This window comes from Kocuria sp. BT304 (assembly GCF_003290245.1).
Lineage (GTDB): Bacteria > Actinomycetota > Actinomycetes > Actinomycetales > Micrococcaceae > Kocuria > Kocuria rhizophila_A.
In genome coordinates, this window is sequence record NZ_CP030039.1 from 1,787,798 (window position 1) to 1,812,726 (window position 24,929).

The window sequence follows — 24,929 nt, forward strand, 5'->3', positions numbered from 1 at the left end:
TCAGCCCTTCCCATGGGTGTCGGAGGATCCGGTGCCGGGCGCCCCCGAGAGGCGGCCGGCGTCACCCGCGCGGGACGCGGCGTCGTCGTCCGCCCCGGACGTGGGGCCCGGGGCGGTGGCGCGCACGGACCCCTCCGCGCCGCGGGCGTCCCCGCCGTCATGGTCCTCCGAGCGGATGGTCACGGCGCGCCCGTGCGCGGGCAGGTCCTCGCTGCCGGACAGGGCCACGATGTCCCCCTCCAGCTCGGCGAGCGCCTCGCGGGTGTACTCGACCACCTGCACGGCCTTCATGAAGGATGCGGCCTGCAGCCCGGACGCGAACACCGCGGTGCCGCCCGTGGGCAGCACGTGGTTGGAGCCGGCGGCGTAGTCCCCCAGCGGCACGGGACTGTACGGGCCCACGAAGATGGCCCCGGCGTTGCGGACCCGTGCGGCCACCGCGCGGGCGTCGCGTGTGTGGATCTCCAGGTGCTCCGCGGCGTACGCGTCCGCAACCGCGATCGACTGCTCCAGCCCGTCCGTGAGCACCACCCCGGACTGCGGACCGCCCAGGGCCGTGGCGATCCGCTCACGGTGCCGTGCCGCGGGAACCTGCCGGTCGAGCTCGCGCTCCACGGCTCGGGCCAGCCCGGGCGAGTCGGTGATGAGCACCGAGCCCGCCGCGGGGTCGTGCTCCGCCTGGGAGATCAGGTCCGCGGCCACGTAGCGCGGGTCCGCGGAGTCGTCCGCGAGGACGGCGATCTCGGTGGTCCCCGCCTCGGCGTCCACCCCCACGAGGGAGCGCAGCTGGCGCTTGGCCGTGGCCACGAAGATGTTGCCGGGGCCGGTGAGGGTGTTCACGGGCTCGAGGACGTCCTGGCCGTCCGTCACACCCAGGGCCATGGCCGCGAGGGACTGGGCACCGCCCACGGCCCACACCTCGTCCACGCCGAGCAGCCCGGCCGCCCCCAGGATCACGGGGTGCGGCAGACCGCCGAACTCCTTCTGCGGGGGCGAGCACAGCACCACAGACTCCACGCCCGCGGCCTGGGCCGGCACCACGTTCATCACCACGGAGGACGGGTACACGGCCAGTCCCCCGGGAATGTAGAGGCCCGCGCGGCGCACCGCGGTCCAGCGGTGGCGCAGCACCGCCCCGGGTGCCACCTCCACCTCGACGTCCCGCGGGCGCTGGGCCTCGGCGAACGCCCGGGTGCGGGCGATGGCGGTCTCCAGGGCGCGCCGGACCTCCGGGGCCAGCTCCGCAACGGCCCGCTCGATCTGCTCGGGGCCCACGCGCAGGCGCTGCTGCTCCACACCGTCGAACCGGTGGGCCAGCTCGCGCAGCGCGTCCGCCCCGCGCGCGCGGACGTCCTCGATGATCCCCCGGACGGTGTCCTCGGCCGCGGAGACCGACGACGCCGCCTGGCGCGGCACCACGCCCCGCAGCTCGTCCCAGCCCAGGTGCTGCCCGCGCAGGTCGATGACCCGCAGGTGGGCGCGGTCGGGGCCGGAGGACGGGGAGCTCTGGGGTTGCACGTTCACCGTGCCAGTCTACAATCGCGCGTCAAAACAGCCCGGGACGCCCGCGCACGGCCCGGCCGTGGCAGACGCGTGGTCGGTCCGGATCGCGGGCTCCGGCCACCGCCGTCCACGCCCGCTCTCGATGCCCACCTGGGTGTCGGCGGATCGGTGAGCGGGCGGGCGGACACGGTGCACGTGACCCCGGTGCGAGACGGGTCCTGCAGCGCGGGGCCGGGCCCCGTTCGTGGCGCCTGGAACATGGCGCGCTCCAGCCTCGAGGCTGTTCAGGCCTCCAGGCAGGCGGGGCCCAGCAGCACCTTGAGGTCTCCGAACAGCGCGGGTGACGGGTTCACCCGGTACTCCGGGCCCAGCCGCATCACCTGGATGCTGCGCCGGGTGTCCAGGTGGATCCGCACCTCGGAATCGCCCCTGTGGTTGCGCAGCACCTCCCCGATCTGACGGATGGTGGCCTCCGTGGCGCGGTGCTCGGGCAGGGCCACGCACACCGGCCCCGACGAGCCGTCCACGCTCAGCTCGGGCACCGTGAGCTCCTGCGCAGAGATGGTGATCGAGCCGTCGTCGCGGCGCTGCATGCGTCCCTTGATCACGCAGATCAGGTCCTCCGCGAGCACCCCCGCGATCGGCGCGTACGCCTTGCCGAAGAACATCACCTCGATCGAGCCCGAGCGGTCCTCGAGCTCCACCCGGGCGTAGGCGTTGCCGGAGGACTTCGCGATCCTGCGGGACAGGGAGGTGATCATGCCGCCGATGGTGACCACGGCGCCGTCGGGCCGCGTGTTCTCCTCGGTGAGCAGCGGCGCGATGGCCGTGTCCGTGTACTGGCCCAGGGCGTCATCGAGACCGCGCAGCGGGTGGTCCGAGACGTAGAGGCCCAGCATCTCGCGCTCGAAGGCGAGCAGGTCCTTGCGCTCCCACTCGGGGACGTCCGGGACCTCCACGGAGAACGTCTCCTGCTCCTCGTCCTCGGAACCGCCCATCGAGAAGATGTCGAACGTGAACTCGCCGTTGTCCTCCTTCTTCTTCTGCGCCACGACGTCCTCGACGGCCTGCTCGTGGCACATCACCAGGCTGCGGCGCGTGTGCCCGAGCTGGTCGAACGCGCCGGCCTTGATCATGGACTCGATGGTGCGCTTGTTGCAGACCACCGCCGGGACCTTGGCCAGGAAGTCGTTGAAGGACGTGAACTTCCCCTGCTCGTTGCGGGCGTCCACCATGGCCTGGACCACGTTGGCGCCCACGTTGCGCACCGCTCCCATGCCGAAGCGGATGTCCGTGCCCACAGGGGTGAAGTTCAGCTCCGACTCGTTGACGTCCGGCGGCAGCACCGTGATGCCCATGTGGCGGCACTCGGTGAGGTACATGGCCAGCTTGTCCTTGTCGTCGCCCACCGAGGTGAGCAGCGCCGCCATGTACTCGGCCGGGTAGTGCGCTTTGAGGTACGCGGTCCAGTAGGAGACCAGACCGTACGCGGCGGAGTGCGCCTTGTTGAACGCGTAGTCCGAGAACGGCAGCAGGATGTCCCACAGGGCCTTGATCGCGGCCTCCGAGTAGCCACGGTCCACCATGCCCTGGTGGAAGCCCTGGTACTGCTTGTCCAGCTCGGCCTTCTTCTTCTTGCCCATGGCGCGGCGCAGGATGTCCGCCTGGCCCAGCGAGTAGCCCGCGACCTTCTGGGCGATCGCCATCACCTGCTCCTGGTACACGATCAGCCCGTACGTGGTGCCCAGGATGTCCTCGAGCGGCTCGGCCAGCTCGGGGTGGATGGGGGTGATCTCCTGCGCACGGTTCTTGCGCAGCGCGTAGTTGGTGTGGGAGTTCGCACCCATGGGCCCCGGCCGGTACAGGGCGATGGTCGCGGAGATGTCCTCGAAGTTGTCGGGGCGCATGAGCTTGAGCAGCTGGCGCATGGGCCCGCCGTCCAGCTGGAACACGCCCAGGGTGTCCCCGCGGGCCAGCAGCTCGTAGGAGCCGGGGTCGTCGATGGGCAGGTGCTCCAGGTCCAGCACGAAGCCGTCCCGGTTGAGGGCAATGTTCTCCAGGGCGTCGGAGATGATCGTGAGGTTGCGCAGCCCCAGGAAGTCCATCTTGATCAGCCCCAGGCCCTCGCACGTGGGGTAGTCGAACTGGGTGATCACCTGCCCGTCCTGCTCGCGGCGCATGAGCGGGATGATGTCGATCAGCGGGTCCGAGGACATGATCACGCCCGCGGCGTGGACACCCCATTGGCGCTTGAGCCCCTCCAGGCCCTGCGCCGTCTCGAAGACCTTCATGGACTCGGGGTCGTCCTCGAGGACCTCGCGCAGCTCGCCGGCCTCGTCGTAGCGCTTGGCGTCCTTGTCGTAGACGTCCTGCAGGGAGATGCCCTTGCCCATGACGTCCGGCGGCATGGCCTTGGTGAGCCGCTCCCCCATGGAGAACGGGTAGCCCAGCACGCGCGAGGAGTCCTTCAGCGCCTGCTTGGCCTTGATGGTGCCGTACGTGACGATCATGGCCACGCGCTCGTCGCCGTACTTCTCCGTGACGTAGTGGATCACCTCGGAGCGGCGGCGGTCGTCGAAGTCCACGTCGAAGTCGGGCATGGACACGCGGTCCGGGTTGAGGAAGCGCTCGAAGATCAGCCCGTGCGCCAGGGGGTTCAGCTCCGTGATGCGCATGGCGTACGCCACCATGGAACCGGCACCGGAACCACGGCCCGGGCCCACGCGGATGCCGTTGTCCTTGGACCAGTTGATGAAGTCGGCGACCACCAGGAAGTAGCCGGGGAAGCCCATCTGGATGATGATCTTCTTCTCGTACTCCGCCTGCTCGCGGACGTCGTCCGGGATCCCCTCCGGGAAGCGGTAGTGCAGCCCCTTCTCCACCTCCTTGATGAACCACGAGGTCTCGTCCTCCCCCTCGGGCGTGGGGAAGCGCGGCATGTAGTTGGCGGAGGTGTCGAACTCCACCTCGCAGCGCTCGGCGATCTCCAGGGTGTTGTCGCACGCGTCCGGGAAGTCCCGGAACAGCTCGCGCATCTGCTCGGGGGATTTGAGGTAGAACTCGTCCGCGTCGAACTTGAAGCGCTTGGGGTCCTGCAGGGTGGAGCCGGACTGCACGCACAGCAGCGCCGCGTGGGACTTGGCGTCCTCCGCGTGGGTGTAGTGCAGGTCGTTGGTGGCCACCAGGGGCAGGTTGAGCTCCTTGGCCAGGCGCAGCAGGTCCTGGGTCACGCGCTTCTCGATGCCCAGCCCGTGGTCCATGAGCTCGCAGTAGAAGTTCTCCGCGCCGAAGATGTCGCGGAACTCCGCCGCGGCCTTCACGGCCTCGTCGTACTGGCCCAGCCGTAGCCGGGTCTGCACCTCCCCGGACGGGCAGCCCGTGGTGGCGATGAGCCCCTTGCCGTACTGGTTCAGCAGCTCCCGGTCCATGCGGGGCTTGTACAGCTGACCCTCCAGGGACGCCTTGGTGGAGGCACGGAAGAGGTTCTGCATGCCCTCGCTGGACTGCGCGAGCAGGGTCATGTGGGTGTAGGCGCCGGCACCGGAGACGTCGTCCCGCCCGCCGTCCGCGAACTTCACGCGCGTGCGGTCCTGGCGAGCCGTGCCCGGCGTGAGATAGGCCTCCACGCCGATGATCGGTTTGATCCCGGCCGCGCGGGCCTTGTTCCAGAAGTCGAAAGCCCCGAACACGAACCCGTGGTCCGTGGTGGCCAGGGAGTCCATGCCCAGCCGGTGGCACTCCTCGAAGAGGTCGTTCAGGCGCGCGGCACCGTCCAGCATGGAGTACTCGGTGTGCACGTGGAGATGGGTGAAGCCTTTTTTGCCGGTCGCCGAAGTCACCCGCCCATTCTAGGCCGCGGCTCCGACGTCCCCGCCCGCGGGCGGGCGGAGATCCGTCACAGCCGGGGTCCGCCCTCGCGCAGCGTCTCCACGGCGTAGGCGAGGTCCGTGGGGTACGGGCTCTCGTACTCCACGTGCTGGCCCGTGGCGGGGCTCGTGAAGCCCAGGCGCTTGGCGTGCAGCCACTGCCGGGTCAGCCCCAGCCCGGCGGAGAGGGCCGGATCCGCGCCATAGGTGAGGTCCCCGCAGCACGGGTGCTGCAGGGCACTGAAGTGCACGCGGATCTGGTGGGTGCGCCCGGTCTCCAGGTGCACCTCCACCAGGGAGGCACGCCCGAAGGCCTCGAGCACCTCGTAGTGGGTCACCGAGTTCCGCCCGTCCTCCATGACCGCGAAGCGCCACTCGTGGCCCGGGTGGCGTCCGATGGGGGCGTCGATGGTCCCCTTCAGGGGGTCCGGGATGCCCTGGACCACCGCGTGGTAGACCTTGGTGACCGTGCGCTCCTTGAACGCCCGCTTGAGCTGGGAGTAGGCGCCCTCCTCCCGGGCCACCACCATGAGCCCGGAGGTGCCCACGTCCAGACGGTGCACGATCCCCTGCCGCTCGGGAGCGCCCGAGGTGGCCACGGAGATCCCCGCCCCGGCCAGGGCACCGACCACCGTGGGCCCCTTCCACCCCGGTGAGGGGTGCGCCGCGACACCGGCGGGCTTGTCGACCACCACGTAGGAGGGCTCCACGTGCACGAGCCGCAGGTCCGGCACGTGCTGCGGCGCGATCCGGTGCGGGTCCTCCGGGACGGGAACCTCCACGGTGTACGTCTCGGACACCGCCACGCGGTGGGACTTGGCCACGGGGCTGCCCCGGTGGCTCACGCGCTGCTCGGCGCACAGCTGCGCGGCCGCCGAGCGGGAGAGCCCCGTCCAGGCGGCCACGGCGGCGTCGAGCCGCAGTCCGTCCTGCTCCGGGGGGACCGTGAAGCGGGTGGTGTCGAACTGCGGCTCGGAACCTGTGGGGCGCGTGCGCTCAGCGGTCACGGGACGCCTCCAGGTCACGGTCGGTCGCGATCAGCACGAGCACCAGGGCGATGCCCGTGACCACCCCGCAGTCAGCGACGTTGAAGATCGCGAAGTGCGGCACGGCGATGAAGTCCACCACGTGGCCCACACCGAAGCCGGGATCCCGGAACAGCCGGTCCGCGAGGTTGCCCAGCGTGCCGCCGAGCACGAGCCCCAGGGCCACGGCCCACCAGGGATCGCGCACCCGGCGCAGCGTCCACAGGATCAGCACCGCCACCACCGCCATCACCAGGGTGAAGAACCACGTGGACCCGGAGCCCAGCGAGAATGCGCCTCCGCTGTTGCGGATGTGCTCCCACCACAGCAGGCCGGGCACCACCGGGTGCTGCTCCCCGACGGCCAGGTGGTGGACCACCCAGAGCTTGACGAGCTGGTCTGCGGCGAGCAGGGCGGCGGCCACGAAGAGGCTGGCAACGGCGCAGCGGCGGCCCGTCCGTCCGAGGACGGGGGCCACCGCTGCGGGTGCGTGATCGGTCACGCGCTTACTTGGTGCCCGTGCGCTTGCCGGTCACGGCCTTGGAGGCGTCCGTGGGCGCGAGCGAACCGGTGTTGTCCAGGTCCCGCAGCTGCCCGTTGAGGAAGCTCTTGAGGTTGCTGCGGTAGTCGGCCTCGAAGGTGCGCAGCTGCGCGACGGCCGCCTCGAGGTCCACCTTCTCGGTCTCGAGCGCCGACAGAGTCTGCTCCTTGGTGCGCTTGCCCTCGGCCACGAGGTGGTCGGCCTGGGTGCGGCCCTCGGTGATCAGCCGCTCACGCTCGGCCTGGCCCTGCGAGACGTAGTCGTCGTGCAGCTTCTGGGCCATGGCGAGCACCGCTGCGGCGGACTGCGAGGACTCGGCCGTGGCGGGGTCCGACGCCGCGGTGCCGGTGGGCGACGTCGCCGGGGCGGGGGCGGCGCTCGGGGCCGCGCTCGTGGTCTCCACCGGGGTGGTCTCCTCGGCGGGAGCGGCAACGGGCTCGGAGACCGAGGCGGCGTCATCGTGCGCGGTGGACTGGGAGGCGGCGACCGTGGTGGCGCCGGCGGCGTGGCCGGTCTCGTCGGCGGACGCGGTCTCGGGCTGCCCGCCGAGGGTCTCCACCTGCTTGCGCAGGGTCTCGTTCTCCTGGTTCAGCCGACGCAGCTCCACGACCACCTCGTCGAGGAAGTCGTCGACCTCGTCCTGGTCGTAGCCCTCACGGAACTTGGTGGGCTGGAACCGCTTGTTGATGACGTCTTCTGCTGTCAAAGCCATGAGATCTTCTCGCTCCTCGTGTTGGACTTGGAACCGCTCGGCGCGTCCGGGCCCGTTCAGGCGCCCCTCGACCGGCGGAGGGATTCGGACCCAGGATATACAACCGTGCCCCGGCCCCGATGATAGTCACACCCGCAGCAGCAGACCGGCCACGAGAGACTGCAGGATGCTGATGACGAACACCAGGATCAGGAAGCCCAGATCCAGTGCCACCCCGCCGAAGCGCAGCGGCGGCACGAGCCGGCGCAGGGCGTTCATGGGGGGATCGGTCAGCGAGTAGATCGTGGACGCCGCCACCAGGGCCACGCCCCGGGGCCGCCACCCGCGCGCGAACATCTGGACCCAGTCCAGCACGAGCCGCCCCAGCAGGGCGATGTACAGGACGTGGACCACCAGGTAGACGATCGACAGCGCGAGGTGCACGGGTCAGCCCTCGACCTGTTCGAGGGACGCGGGCTCCTCGTCGATGTCGTCGCTGTGGCCCTGGTCCCGGACCTCCACGAAGGACGGGGTCAGCAGGAACACCTTGGCGGTGACGCGCTCGATGGAACCGTGCAGGGCGAACACGAGGCCGGCGGCGAAGTCCACGAGCCGCTTGGCCTCGGCCTCGCCCATGTCGGAGACGTTCATGATCACGGGGGTCCCGTCCCGGAAGGCCTCCCCGATCGACTTGGCGTCGTTGTAGGACCGGGGATGCACGGTGGTGATGGTGCGCAATTCGTTCTCGTCCTCTCGGGAACTGGGAGCCCGCTTGATGGGGGTCACGGGGGCTCTGTACTCGGGGGAACGGCGCGCCACGGAGGTGCTGCCGCTCTCGCTCACGGCGGCGGAGGAGCCGCCGGCGCTCTGGGGGGTGTCCCGAGGGCGGGGGGTTTCATCGGAGATGTACTCGTCGTCGCTCTCGGCCAGCCCGAGATACACCATGGTGCGACGCAGCGCTCCGGCCATATTCTCTCCTCGATTCCTTCAGCGGGGGGCGACGTGCATCGGCCCGCATGTCGTCCGGCACAACGCTACCGCACCGCGGGGCGGGCCCCGAGGACATCGGAGCCGATGCGCACGTGCGTGGCACCGGCCCCCACGGCGGCCTCCAGGTCACCGCTCATCCCGGCCGAGACGGCACGCGCGTCCGGGTGCCGGCGCTGCAGCCGCTGGGAGATCTCCCAGAGCCGTTCGAAGGCCTCCTCGGGGCGGGCCCCGAGCGGTGCCACGGTCATCACACCGCCCAGGGAGAGGCCCTCGGTGCCCGCGATCGCGTCCGCGAGCTCGGCGACGGCGTCCGGGTGGGCTCCCCCGCGGCCGCCCTGCTCGGCGGCGTGCGGGTCCACGTCCACCTGCACGAGGCACGTGAGGTCCCGGGTGGCGCACGGACCGGGTGCGGCGTCCCCCGCGGCGACCGCGTCCCGGTGGTTGCGGACCGCCTTCCCGAGCGCGGTCACGAGCGAGGGGCGGTCCACGGAGTGCACCCAGGAGGCGTAGCGCACCACGTGCTTGGCCTTGTTGGACTGCAGCTGGCCCACGAAGTGCCACACGGGCGGGGTCACGGACGGCTCGCGCAGGACCAGTTCCTCGGCCACCTCCGCGGCCTTGGGCCCCGCCTCCTGGTCCTTGTTCTCCCCCACGGCGCGCACGCCCAGCTCGCGCAGCCGCAGGACGTCCTGCGCGGGGAAGAACTTGGTGACCACCACGAGAGAGGGCAGCTCACCGCCGTGGGAGCGGTCCTCGGGGCGCTGGGCCGCCGCGTCCAGGATCCGGCGCCGCACGGCGGACAGCCGCTGGGCCAGCTCGGCGGTGCGCCGTGCACCGCTCTCGGCAGGGCCCCCCTCGTGGACATCGTTCCCCCGGACGTCGTTCCCGGGGGATCCGGGCTCGTGGTTCACGGCGTCGGGGTCGTGGTGCTCGCTCACGCGTGCTCCTTCCTGGCCAGGGGCCACACGAGGCCCGCGATGCGTCCCGGGGTGGCGCCCCGGCGGTACGAGAAGAGGTCCGGGTGCTCGAGCGTGCACCACGCCCGGCGGTCGTCGCACGCCGGGTCGATCCACACGCCGTGCGCCTCAAGGACCGCCCGCGCGGCCACGGGCAGGTCCAGCCCCGGGGTGCCCCACGAGGTGGTGGTGGCGATGCCCGCCAGGGACCGCTCGGCATCCTGCGCCATGGCCTCGGGCACCTCGTAGCAGGACCCGCACACGGCGGGCCCGATCCACGCGGTGACCTCCCGCGCCCCCCGCTCGCGCAGGGCGTGCACGGCGTTCTGCAGCACACCGTCCAGCAGACCGCGGCGCCCGGCGTGGGCCACCCCGAGCAGCGGTGCCGGGCCGCCCTCGCCGCGCCCCACGAGCACCACGGGCAGGCAGTCCGCGGTGAGGATCCCCAGCGGGGTGCCGTCCGTGCTCACCGCCGCGTCCGCCTCGGGTGCGGTGTCCGGGACGTCCGTGGCGGTGACGTCCACGACCTCGGTGCCGTGCACCTGCCGCACGTAGCGCACCGGTCCCGATCCCAGCACCCGTTCCAGGTCACGACGCCGCCGCGCCACCTCGGCGGGCTCGTCACCCGTGTGGGCGGCCAGGTTCCCCTCCGCGACGCTCGTGAAGGCGACGCCCACGGCGTCGTGCTCGGTGCGGAACCACATCGGGTCCTCCTCTGGATCGGTCCGCCCGCGGGCGGGAACGTCAACGGGGTGACCACCACTCGGGCGGTCACCCCGTTGCTCGGGCGGATCCGGGTCACGCCCCGGGGACCACCTCGCGGGTGGCCGCCGGGACCGGTCCGGTCCGCGGTGGGATGCGGGTGCTCGGCACCCGCCGCGTCACTTCAGGAAGTCCGGGAAGTCCAGGGAGTCCTTGCGCGCGGAGGTGTTCGAAGAGGACGGCGCGTCCGCCTCGGCGGGCAGGTCCACGTCGAACCCGGCGTCGTCGGGGATGTCGTCGTCCTGGCCCTGGCCCTGGCGCGAGGCGAAGCCTGCGGCCGGAGCGCCGTAGGAGTTGCCGCCGCGCTGGGGCGAACGGCCCAGCCCGGACGGACGGGAGGCGTCCCCGCCGAACGCGGCACGGGTGCTCTCCGCCTGGCGCTGCGCCGGCGAGGAGTTGTTCGCGTTGGTCTCCTGGGACACGGAGTCGAAGCCGGCGGCGATCACGGTCACGCGCGCCTGGTCGCCCAGGGCGTCGTCGATCACGGCACCGAAGATGATGTTCGCCTCCGGGTGGGCCACCTCCTGGACCAGGCGGGCGGCCTCGTTGATCTCGAACAGCCCGAGGTCCGAGCCGCCCTGGATGGAGAGCAGCACGCCGTGGGCGCCGTCGATGGACGCCTCCAGCAGCGGCGAGGCGATCGCGAGCTCCGCCGCCTTCACGGCGCGGTCCTCGCCCTGCGCGGAGCCGATGCCCATGAGCGCGGAGCCCGCGCCCTGCATCACGGACTTGACGTCCGCGAAGTCCAGGTTGATCAGGCCGGGGGTGGTGATCAGGTCGGTGATGCCGGAGACGCCCGAGAGCAGCACCTGGTCCGCGGACTTGAACGCGTCCAGCATGGAGACGTTGCGGTCCGAGATGGATAGCAGGCGGTCGTTGGGGATCACGATGAGCGTGTCCACCTCGTCCCGCAGGGTCTCGATGCCGTTCTCCGCCTGGTTGGAGCGGCGGCGGCCCTCGAAGGTGAACGGACGGGTGACCACGCCGATGGTCAGCGCACCCAGGGACCGGGCGATGCGCGCCACCACGGGAGCGCCGCCCGTGCCGGTGCCGCCGCCCTCGCCGGCGGTCACGAAGACCATGTCGGCGCCCTTGAGCACCTCCTGGATCTCCTCCTCGTGGTCCTCGGCGGCCTGGCGCCCCACGTCCGGGTTGGCCCCGGCACCGAGGCCGCGGGTCAGCTCGCGGCCGACGTCGAGCTTGACGTCCGCGTCGGACATCAGCAGCGCCTGGGCGTCCGTGTTGATGGCAATGAACTCGACGCCGCGCAGGCCTTCCTCGATCATGCGGTTCACGGCGTTGACACCGCCGCCGCCGATGCCGACCACCTTGATGACGGCCAAGTAGTTCTGGGGGGTTGAGGAGTCCATATGCACCTAACTCGCGTGGGCTTGCGGGGATGGTATCTGTCGGGAAAAGTCTTGAGTCTTACGTGAAACTTGGGTGAAATGCGGTCCGCCGGGGGATGCACTTGCGCTGCGCCCAAGGATAACAAGCCCCGACGCGTTGTCCCTATCATATTCCCACGTGTTACCGGCGTGTGCCACATCCGCCCAGGTCAGCCGCAGGTTTAAAGATTCACTAGAATCTTCTGCGACTCACCGGCGCTACTTCACCACGGGGTGGCCGGGGGCCGACACGTCGATCTCCGTGGCCCCGTCCACCGTGCGGGAGTTGACGAGCGCGGCCACCACCTGGGACTTCACCTCGCTGTCGCGGGCGTCCCCCCACACGACCTTCTTGCCGTCCTTCAGGGTCAGCTCCACGGCGGAGCCCGACGGCGCCGCGGCGCTGTCGAGGCGGGCCAGCACGTCCGCGGGCAGGGCCGCAAGGACGTCCGAGATGTCCTGGAACTTCTGGGTGCTCAGCACGTCGCGGCCGCCGTCGACCAGGGGGACGTCCGGGCGGCGCTCGGCGGGCACCGTGTCCAGCGGCTTGCCCTCGGAGTCCACCAGCACCAGGTTGGCGCCGTCCTTGACCACCGCGACCCCCACGCGCTCGTGCAGGTGCACGGAGATCGTGTGGGGCGGCCGGAAGGCCACGTCCACGGACTTCACCTGGGGCACGTCGCCCACGGAGTCCCTGACGTCCTGCGCGGAGATCCGGGTCATGGGCACGCCCTGGTACCCGGACAGTGCGTCCTGCACGCGCTGGGGGTCCGTGAGCCGGGCTCCCTGCACATCGATCGTGCGGGTGGCAAACAGCGGGGAGAAGAACACCGCGACCGCGAGCGCGAGCAGCACCAGCAGGGACACGAGCAGCGTCAGCAGGCGCCGGCGGCGACGCGTGCGGTGCGGGCTGGGCGGGAACTGCAGCACCGTGGAGCCGCCCTCCCCCGGCTCGGGACCCGCCTGGCCCGCGCCGTCCGCGGCCGCGGCGTCCTCGGCCCGCGCTGCGCGGCGTCGGGCTCGCCAGCTCGAGAAGCGTCCCCCGGCCTCGGGCACGGCCTCGAGCTGACCCGGGTCCACGCGCGAGACCTTGGAGCCGTCGTTGACGTGCACGCGCGGGGTCTCGGACCCGCCCCTGTCCTCGGCGCCCCGCACGTCCTCGGGAAGGCGACCGCCCGGACCGCCCCGTTCGGCGCCCGGTACGGACGAGCCGTACGCCGTGGAGCCAGCACGGAGCCCGGCCCCCTCCCCGGAGGCGGCGGAATCCCCGAGAGGCGCGCGGGCGGCGTCGTCGTCCCCCGCGGGGGTGCCGCGTCCGTCCGCCGGCGGCTGGTGCGGGGGTGTCGAGCGTGCCATCAGTGCCGCGCCAGGGCCGCGAGCACCTGCGGGCCGAGGGTCGTGACGTCCCCGGCGCCCACGGTCATCACCACGTCACCGGGTTCGGCGCGCGCCACCACGGCCTCGACCGCCTCCCGGGTGGCCGGCGTGGAGACCACGCGCCCGTTGCGCGCGTGGCCGGTGATCGTGGCCCCGGTGATCCCGGGCTCGGGCTGCTCCCGGGCCCCGAAGACGTCCGTGACGCACGCGAGATCCGCGAGCTCCAGGGCGCGGCAGAACGCCTCGGCGAACTCGCGCGTGCGGGAGTACAGGTGCGGCTGGAAGATCGCGAGCACCCGGCGCCCGCCGGCCACGTCCCGGGCGGCACCGAGCGCGGCGGCCACCTCGGTGGGGTGGTGGGCGTAGTCGTCGAAGACGCGCACCCCGCCCTGCTCGCCCTTGAGGTCGAAGCGCCGCGCGGAGCCGTGGAAGTCCGCGAGCCCCGCGAGCAGCTGCTCCGGGTCCGCTCCCGCGGCGCACCCCGCGGCGAAGGCCGCCGCGGCGTCGGCGGCGTTGTGGGCCCCGGGCACGGCCAGCTCCAGCAGGGCCTCCCGCCGCCCGCCGGGCACGGGGAAGCCGATCCGGCACGTGGTGCCGGTGCCGTGGGGGGTCAGCTCGGAGAGCACCACGTCCGCCCCCGGGTCCGTGCCGTAGCTGAGCACCGCACCGCCGCGGGCACGACGCCGCTCGGCCAGCCGGGCCGCGCCGGGATCGTCCGCGCACGCCACCAGGGTGCCGCCCTCCCGGATGGTGTCGGAGAACTCGTCGAAGGCCCGGTGGAACGCCTCCGCGCTGCCGTAGTGATCCAGGTGGTCCGGCTCCACGTTGGTGACCACGGCCACCTCGGGGTGGTAGGCCATGAACGAGCCGTCCGACTCGTCGGCCTCGGCCACGAACCACTCGCCGGCGTCGAAGCCCGCGTTCGCCCCGAGGTCCGCCACGTGGGCGCCGATGGCCCACGAAGGCCGCAGCCCCGCGGCGCGCAGGGCCACGGCGGTCATGGAGCTGGTGGTGGTCTTGCCGTGCGTGCCCGCCACGGCGATCACGCGGCGCCCGTGCATCGCGGCCGCGAGCGCCTGCGAGCGGTGCAGCACGCGCAGCCCGGCCCCGCGCGCGGCGGCCAGCTCCGGGTTCTGCTCCCGGATGGCGGTGGAGACCACCACCGTGGAGGCACCGGCCACGTGGGCGGCGTCCTGGCCCACGAACACCGTGGCCCCGAGCGACTCGAGGTCCCGCAGCCCCGCGGAGTCCTTCGCGTCCGAGCCGCTCACGGGCACCCCGCGCGCGAGCAGGAGCCGGGCCACAGCGGACATCCCCGCCCCGCCCATGCCGATGAGGTGCACGCGGCCCAGGGCGTGGGGGTCGAGCGGTTGCTGGCTGTTCACGGTGGTCTCCTGGGGAAGGGGGTGGGGGTCAGGCGCGGGCGGCGTCGAGGGTCAGGCGGGCCATCACCTGGGCGGCGTCGCGCACGCCGTGGGCCGCCGAGGCCCGGGCCATGCGGTCCAGGCGGGCGGTGTCGGTGACGAGCGGTGCCACGGTGTCCCGGTAGAACTGGGGGGTGAACTGGGCGTCGGTGACGAGCTGCGCTCCCCCGGCAGCCACGAGGGAGCGCGCGTTGAGGGCCTGCTCCCCGTTGCCGATGGGCAGCGGGACGAACACGGCGGGCAGTCCCACGGCAGCGACCTCGCACACCGTGGCGGCGCCGGCGCGCGCGACCAGCAGGTCCGCGGCCGCGTACACGGTCTCCATGCCGTCCACGAACTCGGTCTGCACGTAGTTCTCGGCCCGCAGCAGCTCGCCGTCCGGGGTGCGGACCTCTTTGGTCCGCCCGGTCACGTGCAGCACCTGGTAGCCCCGGCCACCGATCTCGGAGGCGACCGCGGCCACGGTACGGTTCATGGACTGGGCCCCGGAGGAGCCGCCCGTGACCACCACGGTGGGCAGGTCCGGTTGCAGTCCCAGGGCCAGCCGCGCCCGTGCCCGGTGCGCGGCGCGGTCCAGGGTGGCGATCTCCTCCCGCATGGGCATCCCCACCACGCGGGCCCCGCGCAGCGGGGTGTCCGGGAACGCGGTGGCCACCACGGACGCGAAGCGCGCGCCCACCCGGTTGGCGATCCCGGGCCGGGCGTTGGCCTCGTGGATCACCACGGGGATCCGACGCCGCGCGGCCGCGAGGTACACGGGCGTGCACACGTAGCCGCCCACGCCCACCACCACGGTGGCCTGCTGGGAGTCCAGGATCCGTCCGGCCTGGTGCACAGCGGTGGCCATGCGGCGCGGCAGGCGCACGAGGTCCACGGATGGCCTCCGGGGCAGCGGCACGCGCTCGATCAGCTCGAGCGGCACGCCCGCTGCCGGCACGAGCCGGGTCTCCATGCCCGAGGCCGTGCCCACGGCGCACACGCTCACGTCCGCCCGGGCCTCCTGGATGGCGCGGGCGATGGCCAGCAGGGGGCTGATGTGCCCGGCGGTGCCGCCGCCGGCGAGCACCACGCGCGCGGAGCCCGCGCGCTGGGGGCTCTGTGCCGGACCGTGTTCGGACGTCATCGGCGTCCCCTTCCTGATCGACTCGTGAGGCGCTCACGCCACGGGGTGCGCGCACCGCGGGAGCCGTCGTCGAGACCCTGCTCGCGGGCCTCCTGGGCGTCCAGGATCTGGTTCGCGGCGGTGCCGGGGCCCGTCGAGCGCACCCGCACGGTGCGGGGCACGCGGGCGAAGGACATCACTACGCCCACGGCCGCCATGGTCATGAGCAGCGCGGATCCACCGTAGCTGATGAACGGCAGGGGGATGCCGATCACGGGCAGCAGACCCGTGACCATGCCCAGGTTCACGAACGCCTGGCCCACGATCCACGTGGTGATGCACGCGGTGGTGATGCGCACGAACGTGCTGCGGGTGCGCGTGAGGATCCGGGCCATGGCCACGACCACCACGATGAACAGCACCAGGATCATGGCGGTGCCCACCAGCCCGAGCTCCTCCCCGATGATCGAGAAGATGTAGTCGTTGTGCGCCTCGGGAACGTAGTTGTACTTGAGCCGTGACTGGCCCAGCCCCACACCCCACCAGCCGCCGGTGGCCAGCGCGTTGAGCCCCTGCTGGGCCTGCCAGCACGCGTCGGTGGCGCCGCAGTCCCCGAACAGCCAGCCGGTGATGCGGTCCAGGCGGTGCGGGGCGATGGCGATCAGCACGAGTCCGCCGCCCACGGCCAGCACACCGCCGGCCGCGAAGATCTTCAGCGGTGCGTGCACGAACCACAGGGCGGCGGCGTAGATCAGGCAGAAGACGATGGCGGTGCCGGCGTCCCCGCCGGCCAGCACCATGGCGGTGGGCAGCAGGAAGCCACCGAGCGAGGGCCACAGCGCCTTCTTCCAGTCCGTCTCCACCTCGCGGCCCTGCTTCGCGAACATCGCGGCGAGCCACAGGCTCAGCGCGAGCTTGGCGAGCTCCGAGGGCTGCACGGACTGCCCCCCGACTACGAGCCAGTTGCGGTTGCCGTTGACCTCGCGGCCCAGCGGGGTGAACACGAGGGCGGAGAGCAGCACGCTGAGCCCCCACAGCGGCCAGGCGGCCCGGCGGAAGACCTGGGTGGGCACGAGGGAGAGCCCGAACATGGCCAGCAGCCCCAGCACCGCGAACATCACCTGCTTGCCGAACAGGGAGTACGCGGAGCGGGAGTCGGAGATGGACTCCACCGCGGAGGCGGAGAGCACCATCATCACGCCGATGCCGGTGAGCAGGATCACCGAACCGGCCAGCGCGTAGTAGGAGTGGAACAGCGGCCCGTCCGTGAGCTGGCGCCACAGCCCCCGCAGCCGGGTGCTCAGGGCGGTGCCCGCGGGGGACGCGGCGTTCTCGGGGGTCTCCGGCGTAGCGGCGCGCCCCTGGGTGCGCGTGGCCATCAGATCCCCAGCTCCTCGTGCACGCTGCGGATGAACGCGTGGCCGCGCTCGGCGTAGTCGGAGAACTGGTCCATGGACGCGGCGGCCGGTGCCATGAGCACGGTGTCCTGGGCAGCGGCGTGCTCGTGCGCGAGCCGCACGGCGCGGCGCATCGCCTCCTGGCCGTCGGCGGGGTCCCCGGCCGCGGAGTCGGGCCCCGCCCCGGGGGTCGCGTGCAGCACGGGCACGTCCGGGGCCAGGCGCGCGAGCGCGTCGAGCAGGGCGGCGTCGTCCGTGCCGATCACCACCACCGCCCTGAGCCGCTGCGCGTGGCGCGCCACCAGCTCGTCGTAGGTGACCCCCTTGGAGAGCCCGCCCGCGATCCACACCACGGGGTCGAACGCCGACAGCGAGGCCTCGGCGGCGTGGGGGTTGGTGGCCTTGGAGTCGTTGATCCAGCGCACCCCGTCGGTCTCGGCCACGAGCTGGATGCGGTGGTCCCCGGGGTGGTGCGCGCGCAGTCCGTCGCGCACGGCCTCCGGCTCCACGCCCGCGGCCCGGGCCAGCGCGGCGGCGGCCAGGGCGTTGGCCACGCCGTGGCGGGTGGGGATGGGTCCCGTGTCCGAGACCGATCCCAGCTCCGCGGCGGTCCTCGCCCGGTCCGCCACGAACGCCCGGTCCACGAGCAGGTCCTCCACGACCCCCACCATGGACAGTCCCGGGTGCTGGGTGGTGAAGCCCACGGCGCGGCAGCCCTCGACCACGTCCGCCGCCTCCACGAGCTCCTCCGCACCGGGCTGGTCCGCGTTGTACACGCACGCCACTCGGGTGTTCTCGTACACGCGGGACTTGTCCGCGCGGTAGTTCTCGTAGCTGCCGTGCCAGTCCACGTGGTCCTCGGCCACGTTGAGCACCGCCGAGGCCAGCGGGGAGATCGAGTGCATCCAGTGCAGCTGGAAGCTCGAGAGCTCCACGGCCAGGACGTCGTACTCCACGGGGTCGCGCAGGGCGTCCAGGATGGGGGTGCCCACGTTGCCCACCGCTACGGCCTTGAGCCCCGCGGCCTGCAGGATCGAGGCGGTCATCCCCACCGTGGTGGTCTTGCCGTTGGTCCCGGTGATGCACAGCCACTCGGGGCTCTTGCGGCCCTCCCGGCGGTTCACGCGCCACGCGAGCTCCACGTCCCCCCAGATCTGGATGCCCTCCTCGCGCGCGGCAGTGAGCAGGGGGCTCGTGGGCCGGATGCCCGGTGACGTGACCACGAGCTCGGGGCGCTGCCCGGCGACGTCGGGAACGGCGGCCATCGCGTCCGGTCCCAGCACGACGTCGCTCGCGCCCACGATCTTCAGGGTGTCCGCGCTCTGCCGGTTGCGCTCGGTGTCCCCCGCGTCCACCACCGTGACCTTCGCCCCGAGCTCGATCAGGGTGTCCGCGGCGGCGAAGCCGGAGACCCCGATGCCCGCCACGACCACGCGCAGGCCGGCCCAGGGGGCGTCCCAGCTGGTGAGTCCGGCGAGCCGGGGGGTGTCCAGAATCGGGTTGTCGTTGCTCGCGTGCATCATGACCGGTGCTGCCTCATCCTCGTGGGGAACGTGCGGGTGGCGGGTTCAGGGGTGGTGTCCGGGCTCCGGACGACGGTGTCAGTGCAGGGCCTCGGCCCCGGGGAACGCGCCGCCGTTGTGCAGCAGCCAGTCCCCGTAGAACACACCGAGCGCCGCGGCCACGAAGAGCCCGGCGATCACCCAGAAGCGCACCACGATGGTGACCTCCTGCCAGCCCTTGAGCTCGAAGTGGTGCTGCAGGGGCGCCATCTTGAAGATGCGCTTGCCGTGGGAGAGCTTGAAGTAGCCCACCTGCAGGATCACGGACATGGTGATCACCACGAACAGCCCGGCGATCAGCACGAGCAGCAGCTCGGTGCGGGAGAGCACGGCGAACGCGGCGAGCGCGCCGCCGAGCCCCAGCGAGCCGGTGTCCCCCATGAAGATCTTGGCGGGCGACGTGTTCCACCACAGGAACCCGATGAGCGCGCCCACCAGGGCGGCCGCGACGATCGAGAGGTCCATGGGGTCCCGTACCGCGTAGCACGCGGCCTGGGCGGCGTTCGCGCACAGGTGCCCGGCCTGCCACAGGGTGATCAGCATGTAGCCGCTGAACACCAGGATCGAGGCCCCGGTGGCGAGCCCGTCCAGCCCGTCGGTGAGGTTCACGGCGTTGGTGGTGCCCGTGGCGATCAGGTTCACCCACACCACGAACAGGATCAGGCCCACCACGGGCCCGGCGAACGCGAGGTCCACGCCGGTGTCCCGGGTCCAGGAGATGGCGGTCGAGGCCGGGGTGTTGCCGGCGGCGTCCGGGAAGAACAGCACGAGCACGGCGAAGGCGCTGCCGATAGCGCCCTGCAGCACCATCTTCCCGGCGGCGGTGAGCCCGAGGTTCTGCTTCTTGGAGATCTTCTTGTAGTCGTCCAGGAAGCCCACCAGCCCCATGCCGAGCATGAGCCCGAGGGCCAGCAGCCCGGAGAGGGTGATCCCCCCGTTCTCGGGCCACGCGAGCACGCTGATCAGGTGGGTCACCAGGTAGGCGGCGACCACCGAGAGCAGGATGGCCACCCCGCCCATCGTGGGCGTGCCCCGCTTGGTCTGGTGGGAGGTGGGGCCGTCGTCGCGGATGTACTGGCCGTAGCCGTGGCGGGCCAGGACCTTGATGAGCGCGGGGGTCCCGAAGATCGAGAACACGAGACCGAGCCCCGCTGCCATGAGCAGTTGAATCATGGGGCTCAGCCCTTCCTGTCGTTCGAGTCGGCGCCGTCGCGGGCGATGCGGTCGCCCAGGTGGTTGAGACCGGCGGCGTTGGAGGACTTCAGCAGCACGATGTCCCCGGGGCGCAGCACCGCGCGCAGGTGCTCCTCGGCGGCTTCGGCGTCCGGGACCCAGAGGGCCTCCTCGCCCCAGGAGCCCTCCAGGGTGGCCGCGGTGTACACCGGGCGGGCAAGGTCGCCCACGGCCACCACGTGGGAGATGTTCAGCCGCACCAGCAGCTGGCCGAGGTCCGCGTGGGCGGAGATCGTCTCGTCGCCCAGCTCGTGCATCCCCCCGATCACGGCGATGGTGCGCCGGGGCGGGTGCTCGGCGTCCCCGCGGCCCAGCTGGGCGAGGGTCTGCAGGGCGGCCTTCATGGACTGGGGGTTGGCGTTGTAGGCGTCGTTGACCACGGTGACGCCGTCCGGGCGCTCGGTGCGCTCCATGCGCCACCGTGAGCGGGCGCCGGTGCCCTCGAGCCCCGCGGCGATCCGCTCCGGCGCCACGCCCGCAGCCCACGCCACGGAGGCCGCGGCCAGCAGGTTGGTCACGTGGTGCACGCCGATCAGCCGCGAGTGCACGGGGAACGCGGAGCCGTCCGGGAAGTGCAGGGTGAAGGACGGGCAGCCGTCCGCCCCGGTGGTGACGTCCTCGGCCCACACCCGTGGGTCCTCGTGGCCGGGGTCGTGGGGTCGGCCACCCTGCCCGAAGGAGACGACGCGCGCCGGGGTGCGCTCGCGCATGGGACGCACGCGGGCGTCGTCGTCGTTGAGCACCGCGGTGCCCTCCGGCGCGAGGCACTCGACCATCTCGCCCTTGGCGCGCGCGATGTTCTCCACGCCGCCGAACTCGCCCGCGTGGGCCGATCCGACGCACAGCACCGCGCCCACGTCCGGGCGCACCATCTCGCACAGGTAGCGGATGTTGCCGATGTGCGTGGCGCCCATCTCGACGACGAAGAACTCGGTGTCCTGCTCCGCGGTGAACACGGTGAGCGGCACGCCCACCTCGCCGTTGTACGAGTTGCGCGGGGCCACCGTGGGGCCCTCGGCGGCGAAGATCCCGTGCAGCAGGTCCTTGGTGGTGGTCTTGCCCACCGAGCCGGTCACGGCCACCACGGTCACGGGGTGCGCCGCGCGCAGCCGCTGCAGCACGTGGCTCGCGAGCGCGCCCATGGCCTGCACCACGTCCGCCACCACCACGCTCGGGTAGGGAGCGCCGGTGTCGTCGAGGACCTCGCGCTCGGTGAGGTTCAGCACGGCACCGGCGGCGGCGGCCTGCGGGACGAACGCGTGGCCGTCGGTGGTCCCCCCGGGCTTGGCGACGAACAGGGTGCCCGCCGTGACCTCCCGGGAGTCCGTGGTGACCGAGGTGGCGCTCACGCCGTCCGGGTCCGCGACGCTCACGAGTCGGCCGGAGACGGCCCGCGCGAGCTCTGCGGCGGTGATGGGGATCATTTGCTCTCCTCCGTGTGGGCGTGCAGCTGCGCCAGGGCCTCGCGCAGCTCCACTCGATCGTCCAGGGGCACGTCCACCCCGGCCACGTCCTGCACGGTCTCGTGGCCGCGCCCGGCCACGATGACCGAGTCCTCGGCCCGCGCCATCCGCACCGCGGTGCGGATGGCCGTGGCCCGCGGGGCGATGACCAGCACGTCCGTGGCGCGCGCACCGGCGGCCACCGCCTCGCGGGCCCCCGCCGCCACCTGCTCGCGGATGGGTGCGGGGTCCTCGGCGTGGGGGTCGTCGTCGGTGACGATCACGACGTCCGCCTCCTCGGCGGCCACCCGGCCCATCACGGGCCGCTTGCCGGTGTCCCGCTGACCCGTGGCGCCGAAGACCACGATCACCCGGCCGTCCTCGGGGTCCACCGAGCGCAGCGCGCGCACCAGGGCGTCGGGGTTGTGGGCGAAGTCCACCAGCGAGGTGGGGCGGGTGCCCACGAGCTCCATGCGACCGGGCACGCTCGCGGTGAGGGGGTCGTGCTCGTCCAGGGCCCGTTGCAGGGTCTCGAGCTCCACCCCGGAGTCCAGCACCATGAGCACGGCCAGGGCCGCGTTGGCCACGTTGAAGTCCCCGGGCAGCCCGGTGTGCACGCGCAGCTCCCGGCCGTCCCGGTGGCGCAGCACGAACGCGCTGCCGATCCCCCGGCGCGTGAGCGAGCGCAGGGTCCACTGGGCGGCGTCCTTCCCGCGCTCGGCGTCCTCGCTGCCCCGCAGGGCCACCGTGGTCACGTTCGCGTCCCCGAGCTCCTCCCGGGCCCGCCGCGCCATGGCACCGCTCCACGGGTCCTCGTCGGAGAGCACCACCACCGCGCGGCTCGTGCGCTGCCGCGTGAACAGCTGCGCCTTGGCCTCGAAGTACTCCTCCATGGACCCGTGTAGGTCCAGGTGGTCCTGCGTGAGGTTGGTGAACCCGGCCACGCCGTAGTGCACGCCGTCCACCCGGTGGAACTCGAGCGCGTGGGAGGAGACCTCCATGGCCGTGGCGGTGATCCCCCGTTCCCGCATGAGCGCGAGCAGCGAGTGCACGTGGGGTGCCTCGGGCGTGGTCAGCCGCGAGGGGATCGGGGTGTCCCCCGCGAGGATCTCGATGGTCCCGATCAGCCCGGTGGTGTGCCCGAGCGCCCGCAGGATCGCGGTGGTGAAGTACGTGGTGGTGGTCTTGCCGTTGGTCCCCGTGACGGCGAACAGCTCCTGGCCGGCCTCCTCACCCGGGTGCGAGTCGTAGACGGCGGCGGCCACCGGGCCCACCCAGGAGCGGGGCTGCTCGCTGACCAGCACCGGCAGCGACACACCGGCCTCGTCGAGCAGCCGCTCCCCGGCCGGATCGGTGAGCACGGCCACGGCACCGGCCGCGGCGGCGTCGGCCGCGAAGCGCGCACCGTGGACCTGCGTGCCCGGCAGCGCCGCGTAGAGGTCCCCGGGTTGCACGTCGCGCGAGTTCAGGACCACGCCGGTGACGGCGCCCACCGGCCCCGACGACGCCGCCCGCACCCGGGCGCCCGTCAGGCGCGCGAGCTCCTCCACCGTGTGCGGGACGGGACGCGACGGACGCATGCTCTGCGCGTCGGCTCCCTCTGGGCCAGATGCCACCATAGAAATCCTCTTCGAACCTGTCTGCGGACGAACCCCGTCCACCCGGGCCGGTGAGCCACCGGTCGTTGCTGCTGCCTGGCGCCGTGCGGCACCGCTGGCACCGTGCGTCTGCACCGGAAGTTTATCCCTGGGACTCGTCCCGGCCCGGCGGGGGCCAGGTCTGGTCCAGGGCGTTGGTCGGCGTCACGTCCTTCTTGAGGTTCTCCGGGACCTGCATGGGCAGCTTGGGGCCCTGGGTCGTGGAGGGCGCCACGTTGTAGTGGTGCAGCACCTGGGACATGATCGTGGAGAACGTGGAGGTCACGCCCACCGTGTGCACGTCGCCCTTGGGCCGCTGCATGGTCACGGCCACGAGGTACTGCGGGTCCTCCATGGGAGCGACGCCCACGAAGGACGTGGTGTAGCCGTCGTAGCCGCCCTTCTCGCTCGGCGCCTCCGCGGTGCCCGTCTTGCCGCCCACGCGGTAGCCCGGCACCGCCGCCTCCTTGGCGCCGCCCTGCGTGACCACGTTCTCCATCACGTCCAGGGTCTGCTGCGCAGCGGACTCGGAGATCACCTGCCGGGACTCGGGCGCCTGCGGGGTGCTCACGGTGCCGTCCGCGGCCGTGGTGCTCTCCACGATGCGCGGCTCGATCTGACGCCCCTTGTTCGCGACCGCCTGGAAGATCGACGCCGTGCGCAGCGGCGTCTGGGACACGCCCTGGCCGAACAGCACCGTGTACTCCTGGCGCGCATCCCACTGGTCCGCGGGCGTGAGGATCCCCGTGGACTCACCGGGCAGCTCGATGCCCGTGGACGAGCCCACTCCGAAGCCCTCGAGGTTGTCGTGACGCGCCTGCTTGTCCATCTTCGAGCCCATGATCACCGTGCCCGTGTTCATCGAGTCCGCGATGATCCCGGCCACGGTGCGGTTCTGCGCCCCGTGGTCGAACGCGTCCGTGATCTTCTCCGAACCGATCTGCAGGTACGGCGGCACGGTGATCTGCGTCTCGGGGCTCACCAGCCCCCGGTCCAGGGCCCCGGCGGCCGTGGCGATCTTCTCCGTGGACCCGGGCTCGACCGCCTGCGTCACGGCCCGCGAGGAGAGGTCCTCCGCCTTGGCCTTGCCCGGCACGTTCGGATCCACCGAGGAGGTGTCCGCGAGCGCGAGCACCTTGCCGGTCTTCACGTCCAGCACCACCGCCGTGCCCCACTCGGCCTTGAGCTGCTTGGCGCGCTCGCGCACCGCCTGCTCCGCGAAGAACTGGACGTCGCTGTCCAGGGAGAGCTTCACGTCCGAGCCGTTCTGGGCGGCCTTCTGCTCCTGGGGCGCCACGGGGATGCGCACGCCGTCCCCGGAGATCTCGAAGCGGCGCTCGCCGTCCGTGCCGCGCAGCGAGGCGTCCTGCGTCTGCTCGATCCCCCCCAGGGCCTCGCTGTCCCCGCCCAGGAACCCGACCACGGAACCGCCCAGGGAACCGTCCGGGTAGCTGCGTTGGAACGTGGGCTGGCCGTAGATGTACGGCAGGTTCAGCTCGCGCAGGGCGTTGTACTGCTCCGGGGTGACACCGCGCGCCACGTAGTTGAAGGTCTTGTCCCCGTCCAGGGCCTTCTTGACGTCGGTGTCCTTCATGCCCAGCGCGTCGGCGATCTTGTACACCGCCTGGGTGGGGGTCACGGTCTGGGTGGAGCCGTCCTTCTGGGGCACCGCGACCTCCGTGACCGCGGACTGGTCCACCGTGATGTCATAGCGCTGCAGGGTCCGGGCGAGCACCGTGCCGCGCGTGTCGGTGATCTCACCGCGCACCGCCGGGATCGGCTCCACCAGGGTGCGCTGCGCCGCCGCGGCGTCCGCGCGCCCCGCGGGGTCCAGGCCCTGCACCCAGAACAGCCGTCCCATGACCAGCAGCAGCAGCACCAGCAGGACAGCGATCCCCACCTGCATGCGCGTGTAGGGCCGGAGCAGGCGGTTCCTGCGCGCGGGTGATGCTGGCACGATGTTCCTCGATTCCTGGGTGTCGGCGTGGGGCGGCCACCTCCGGTGGGTGCTGGATCCGGTCCGGACGCCCGGA

Annotated in this window: 19 protein-coding genes; all 19 read right to left on the minus strand. The window is 72.2% G+C overall.

Going from position 1 to position 24,929, the window contains the following annotated elements:
- The 19 genes from hisD to DNL27_RS08025 all read right to left on the minus strand — a co-directional run bounded on the left by hisD (position 1) and on the right by DNL27_RS08025 (position 24,853).
- Complete coding sequence (gene hisD / locus DNL27_RS07935; protein WP_012398538.1) at positions 1-1,524, minus strand: histidinol dehydrogenase; 1,524 nt, start codon at positions 1,522-1,524, stop codon at positions 1-3.
- 263 nt (positions 1,525-1,787) lie between these two features.
- On the minus strand, positions 1,788-5,282 hold the full coding sequence (dnaE, locus tag DNL27_RS07940; protein ID WP_239494485.1) for a DNA polymerase III subunit alpha: 3,495 nt from the start codon (positions 5,280-5,282) through the stop codon (positions 1,788-1,790).
- A gap of 116 nt (positions 5,283-5,398) precedes the next feature.
- Positions 5,399-6,376 (minus strand): RluA family pseudouridine synthase, encoded by a 978-nt coding sequence (locus tag DNL27_RS07945; protein ID WP_112235211.1) that lies wholly within the window; start codon positions 6,374-6,376, stop codon positions 5,399-5,401.
- Entirely contained in the window at positions 6,366-6,896 is a 531-nt protein-coding gene (gene lspA / locus DNL27_RS07950; RefSeq protein ID WP_112235212.1) for a signal peptidase II, read from the minus strand. The genes DNL27_RS07945 and lspA overlap by 11 nt, the downstream gene beginning before the upstream one ends.
- A gap of 4 nt (positions 6,897-6,900) precedes the next feature.
- On the minus strand, positions 6,901-7,647 hold the full coding sequence (locus tag DNL27_RS07955) for a DivIVA domain-containing protein (protein WP_112235213.1): 747 nt from the start codon (positions 7,645-7,647) through the stop codon (positions 6,901-6,903).
- 126 nt (positions 7,648-7,773) lie between these two features.
- A complete protein-coding gene (locus DNL27_RS07960; protein ID WP_012398543.1) occupies positions 7,774-8,070 on the minus strand; it encodes a YggT family protein in 297 nt (98 codons plus the stop codon).
- A gap of 3 nt (positions 8,071-8,073) precedes the next feature.
- Positions 8,074-8,595, minus strand: a complete 522-nt coding sequence (locus DNL27_RS07965) for a cell division protein SepF (RefSeq protein ID WP_012398544.1) — start codon at positions 8,593-8,595, stop codon at positions 8,074-8,076.
- Between the two features lie 65 nt (positions 8,596-8,660).
- Positions 8,661-9,554 carry a YggS family pyridoxal phosphate enzyme gene (locus DNL27_RS07970; RefSeq protein WP_239494294.1) on the minus strand — a complete coding sequence of 298 codons (894 nt, stop codon included), beginning with the start codon at positions 9,552-9,554 and terminating at the stop codon, positions 8,661-8,663.
- Complete coding sequence (locus DNL27_RS07975; protein ID WP_112235214.1) at positions 9,551-10,276, minus strand: polyphenol oxidase family protein; 726 nt, start codon at positions 10,274-10,276, stop codon at positions 9,551-9,553. Before DNL27_RS07975 ends, DNL27_RS07970 begins: the two co-directional genes overlap by 4 nt.
- A gap of 177 nt (positions 10,277-10,453) precedes the next feature.
- Positions 10,454-11,704 carry a cell division protein FtsZ gene (gene ftsZ, locus DNL27_RS07980; protein ID WP_112235215.1) on the minus strand — a complete coding sequence of 417 codons (1,251 nt, stop codon included), beginning with the start codon at positions 11,702-11,704 and terminating at the stop codon, positions 10,454-10,456.
- A gap of 237 nt (positions 11,705-11,941) precedes the next feature.
- Positions 11,942-13,078 carry a cell division protein FtsQ/DivIB gene (locus DNL27_RS07985; RefSeq protein WP_112235216.1) on the minus strand — a complete coding sequence of 379 codons (1,137 nt, stop codon included), beginning with the start codon at positions 13,076-13,078 and terminating at the stop codon, positions 11,942-11,944.
- Positions 13,078-14,484 (minus strand): UDP-N-acetylmuramate--L-alanine ligase, encoded by a 1,407-nt coding sequence (gene murC, locus DNL27_RS07990; RefSeq protein ID WP_112235217.1) that lies wholly within the window; start codon positions 14,482-14,484, stop codon positions 13,078-13,080. The genes DNL27_RS07985 and murC overlap by 1 nt, the downstream gene beginning before the upstream one ends.
- A gap of 28 nt (positions 14,485-14,512) precedes the next feature.
- On the minus strand, positions 14,513-15,646 hold the full coding sequence (gene murG, locus DNL27_RS07995; RefSeq protein WP_012398550.1) for an undecaprenyldiphospho-muramoylpentapeptide beta-N-acetylglucosaminyltransferase: 1,134 nt from the start codon (positions 15,644-15,646) through the stop codon (positions 14,513-14,515).
- Positions 15,643-17,004 carry a putative lipid II flippase FtsW gene (ftsW, locus tag DNL27_RS08000; RefSeq protein WP_012398551.1) on the minus strand — a complete coding sequence of 454 codons (1,362 nt, stop codon included), beginning with the start codon at positions 17,002-17,004 and terminating at the stop codon, positions 15,643-15,645. Before ftsW ends, murG begins: the two co-directional genes overlap by 4 nt.
- Positions 17,004-18,545 (minus strand): UDP-N-acetylmuramoyl-L-alanine--D-glutamate ligase, encoded by a 1,542-nt coding sequence (murD, locus tag DNL27_RS08005; RefSeq protein ID WP_200571564.1) that lies wholly within the window; start codon positions 18,543-18,545, stop codon positions 17,004-17,006. The genes ftsW and murD overlap by 1 nt, the downstream gene beginning before the upstream one ends.
- A 78-nt stretch (positions 18,546-18,623) precedes the next feature.
- The gene (gene mraY / locus DNL27_RS08010; protein WP_112235218.1) at positions 18,624-19,757 is read right to left on the minus strand and encodes a phospho-N-acetylmuramoyl-pentapeptide-transferase; all 1,134 of its coding nucleotides are present in this window, start codon (positions 19,755-19,757) and stop codon (positions 18,624-18,626) included.
- 5 nt (positions 19,758-19,762) lie between these two features.
- Positions 19,763-21,241 (minus strand): UDP-N-acetylmuramoyl-tripeptide--D-alanyl-D-alanine ligase, encoded by a 1,479-nt coding sequence (gene murF / locus DNL27_RS08015; RefSeq protein WP_112235219.1) that lies wholly within the window; start codon positions 21,239-21,241, stop codon positions 19,763-19,765.
- Positions 21,238-22,878, minus strand: a complete 1,641-nt coding sequence (locus DNL27_RS08020; protein WP_112235220.1) for a UDP-N-acetylmuramoyl-L-alanyl-D-glutamate--2,6-diaminopimelate ligase — start codon at positions 22,876-22,878, stop codon at positions 21,238-21,240. The genes murF and DNL27_RS08020 overlap by 4 nt, the downstream gene beginning before the upstream one ends.
- Before the next feature lie 121 nt (positions 22,879-22,999).
- The gene (locus DNL27_RS08025; RefSeq protein ID WP_112235221.1) at positions 23,000-24,853 is read right to left on the minus strand and encodes a penicillin-binding protein 2; all 1,854 of its coding nucleotides are present in this window, start codon (positions 24,851-24,853) and stop codon (positions 23,000-23,002) included.
- Positions 24,854-24,929 lie beyond the last annotated feature (76 nt).

Excerpts from the sequence above, each read along its gene's own strand:
- dnaE (WP_239494485.1), bottom strand. The coding sequence starts at position 5,282 with ATGCTGGACGGTGCCGCGCGCCTGAACGACCTCTTCGAGGAGTGCCAC.
- DNL27_RS07955 (WP_112235213.1), bottom strand. The coding sequence starts at position 7,647 with ATGGCTTTGACAGCAGAAGACGTCATCAACAAGCGGTTCCAGCCCACC.
- DNL27_RS07965 (WP_012398544.1), bottom strand. The coding sequence starts at position 8,595 with ATGGCCGGAGCGCTGCGTCGCACCATGGTGTATCTCGGGCTGGCCGAG.
- DNL27_RS07975 (WP_112235214.1), bottom strand. The coding sequence starts at position 10,276 with ATGTGGTTCCGCACCGAGCACGACGCCGTGGGCGTCGCCTTCACGAGC.
- ftsZ (WP_112235215.1), bottom strand. The coding sequence starts at position 11,704 with ATGGACTCCTCAACCCCCCAGAACTACTTGGCCGTCATCAAGGTGGTC.
- DNL27_RS07985 (WP_112235216.1), bottom strand. The coding sequence starts at position 13,078 with ATGGCACGCTCGACACCCCCGCACCAGCCGCCGGCGGACGGACGCGGC.
- murG (WP_012398550.1), bottom strand. The coding sequence starts at position 15,646 with ATGACGTCCGAACACGGTCCGGCACAGAGCCCCCAGCGCGCGGGCTCC.
- ftsW (WP_012398551.1), bottom strand. The coding sequence starts at position 17,004 with ATGGCCACGCGCACCCAGGGGCGCGCCGCTACGCCGGAGACCCCCGAG.
- murD (WP_200571564.1), bottom strand. The coding sequence starts at position 18,545 with ATGATGCACGCGAGCAACGACAACCCGATTCTGGACACCCCCCGGCTC.
- mraY (WP_112235218.1), bottom strand. The coding sequence starts at position 19,757 with ATGATTCAACTGCTCATGGCAGCGGGGCTCGGTCTCGTGTTCTCGATC.
- murF (WP_112235219.1), bottom strand. The coding sequence starts at position 21,241 with ATGATCCCCATCACCGCCGCAGAGCTCGCGCGGGCCGTCTCCGGCCGA.
- DNL27_RS08020 (WP_112235220.1), bottom strand. The coding sequence starts at position 22,878 with ATGGTGGCATCTGGCCCAGAGGGAGCCGACGCGCAGAGCATGCGTCCG.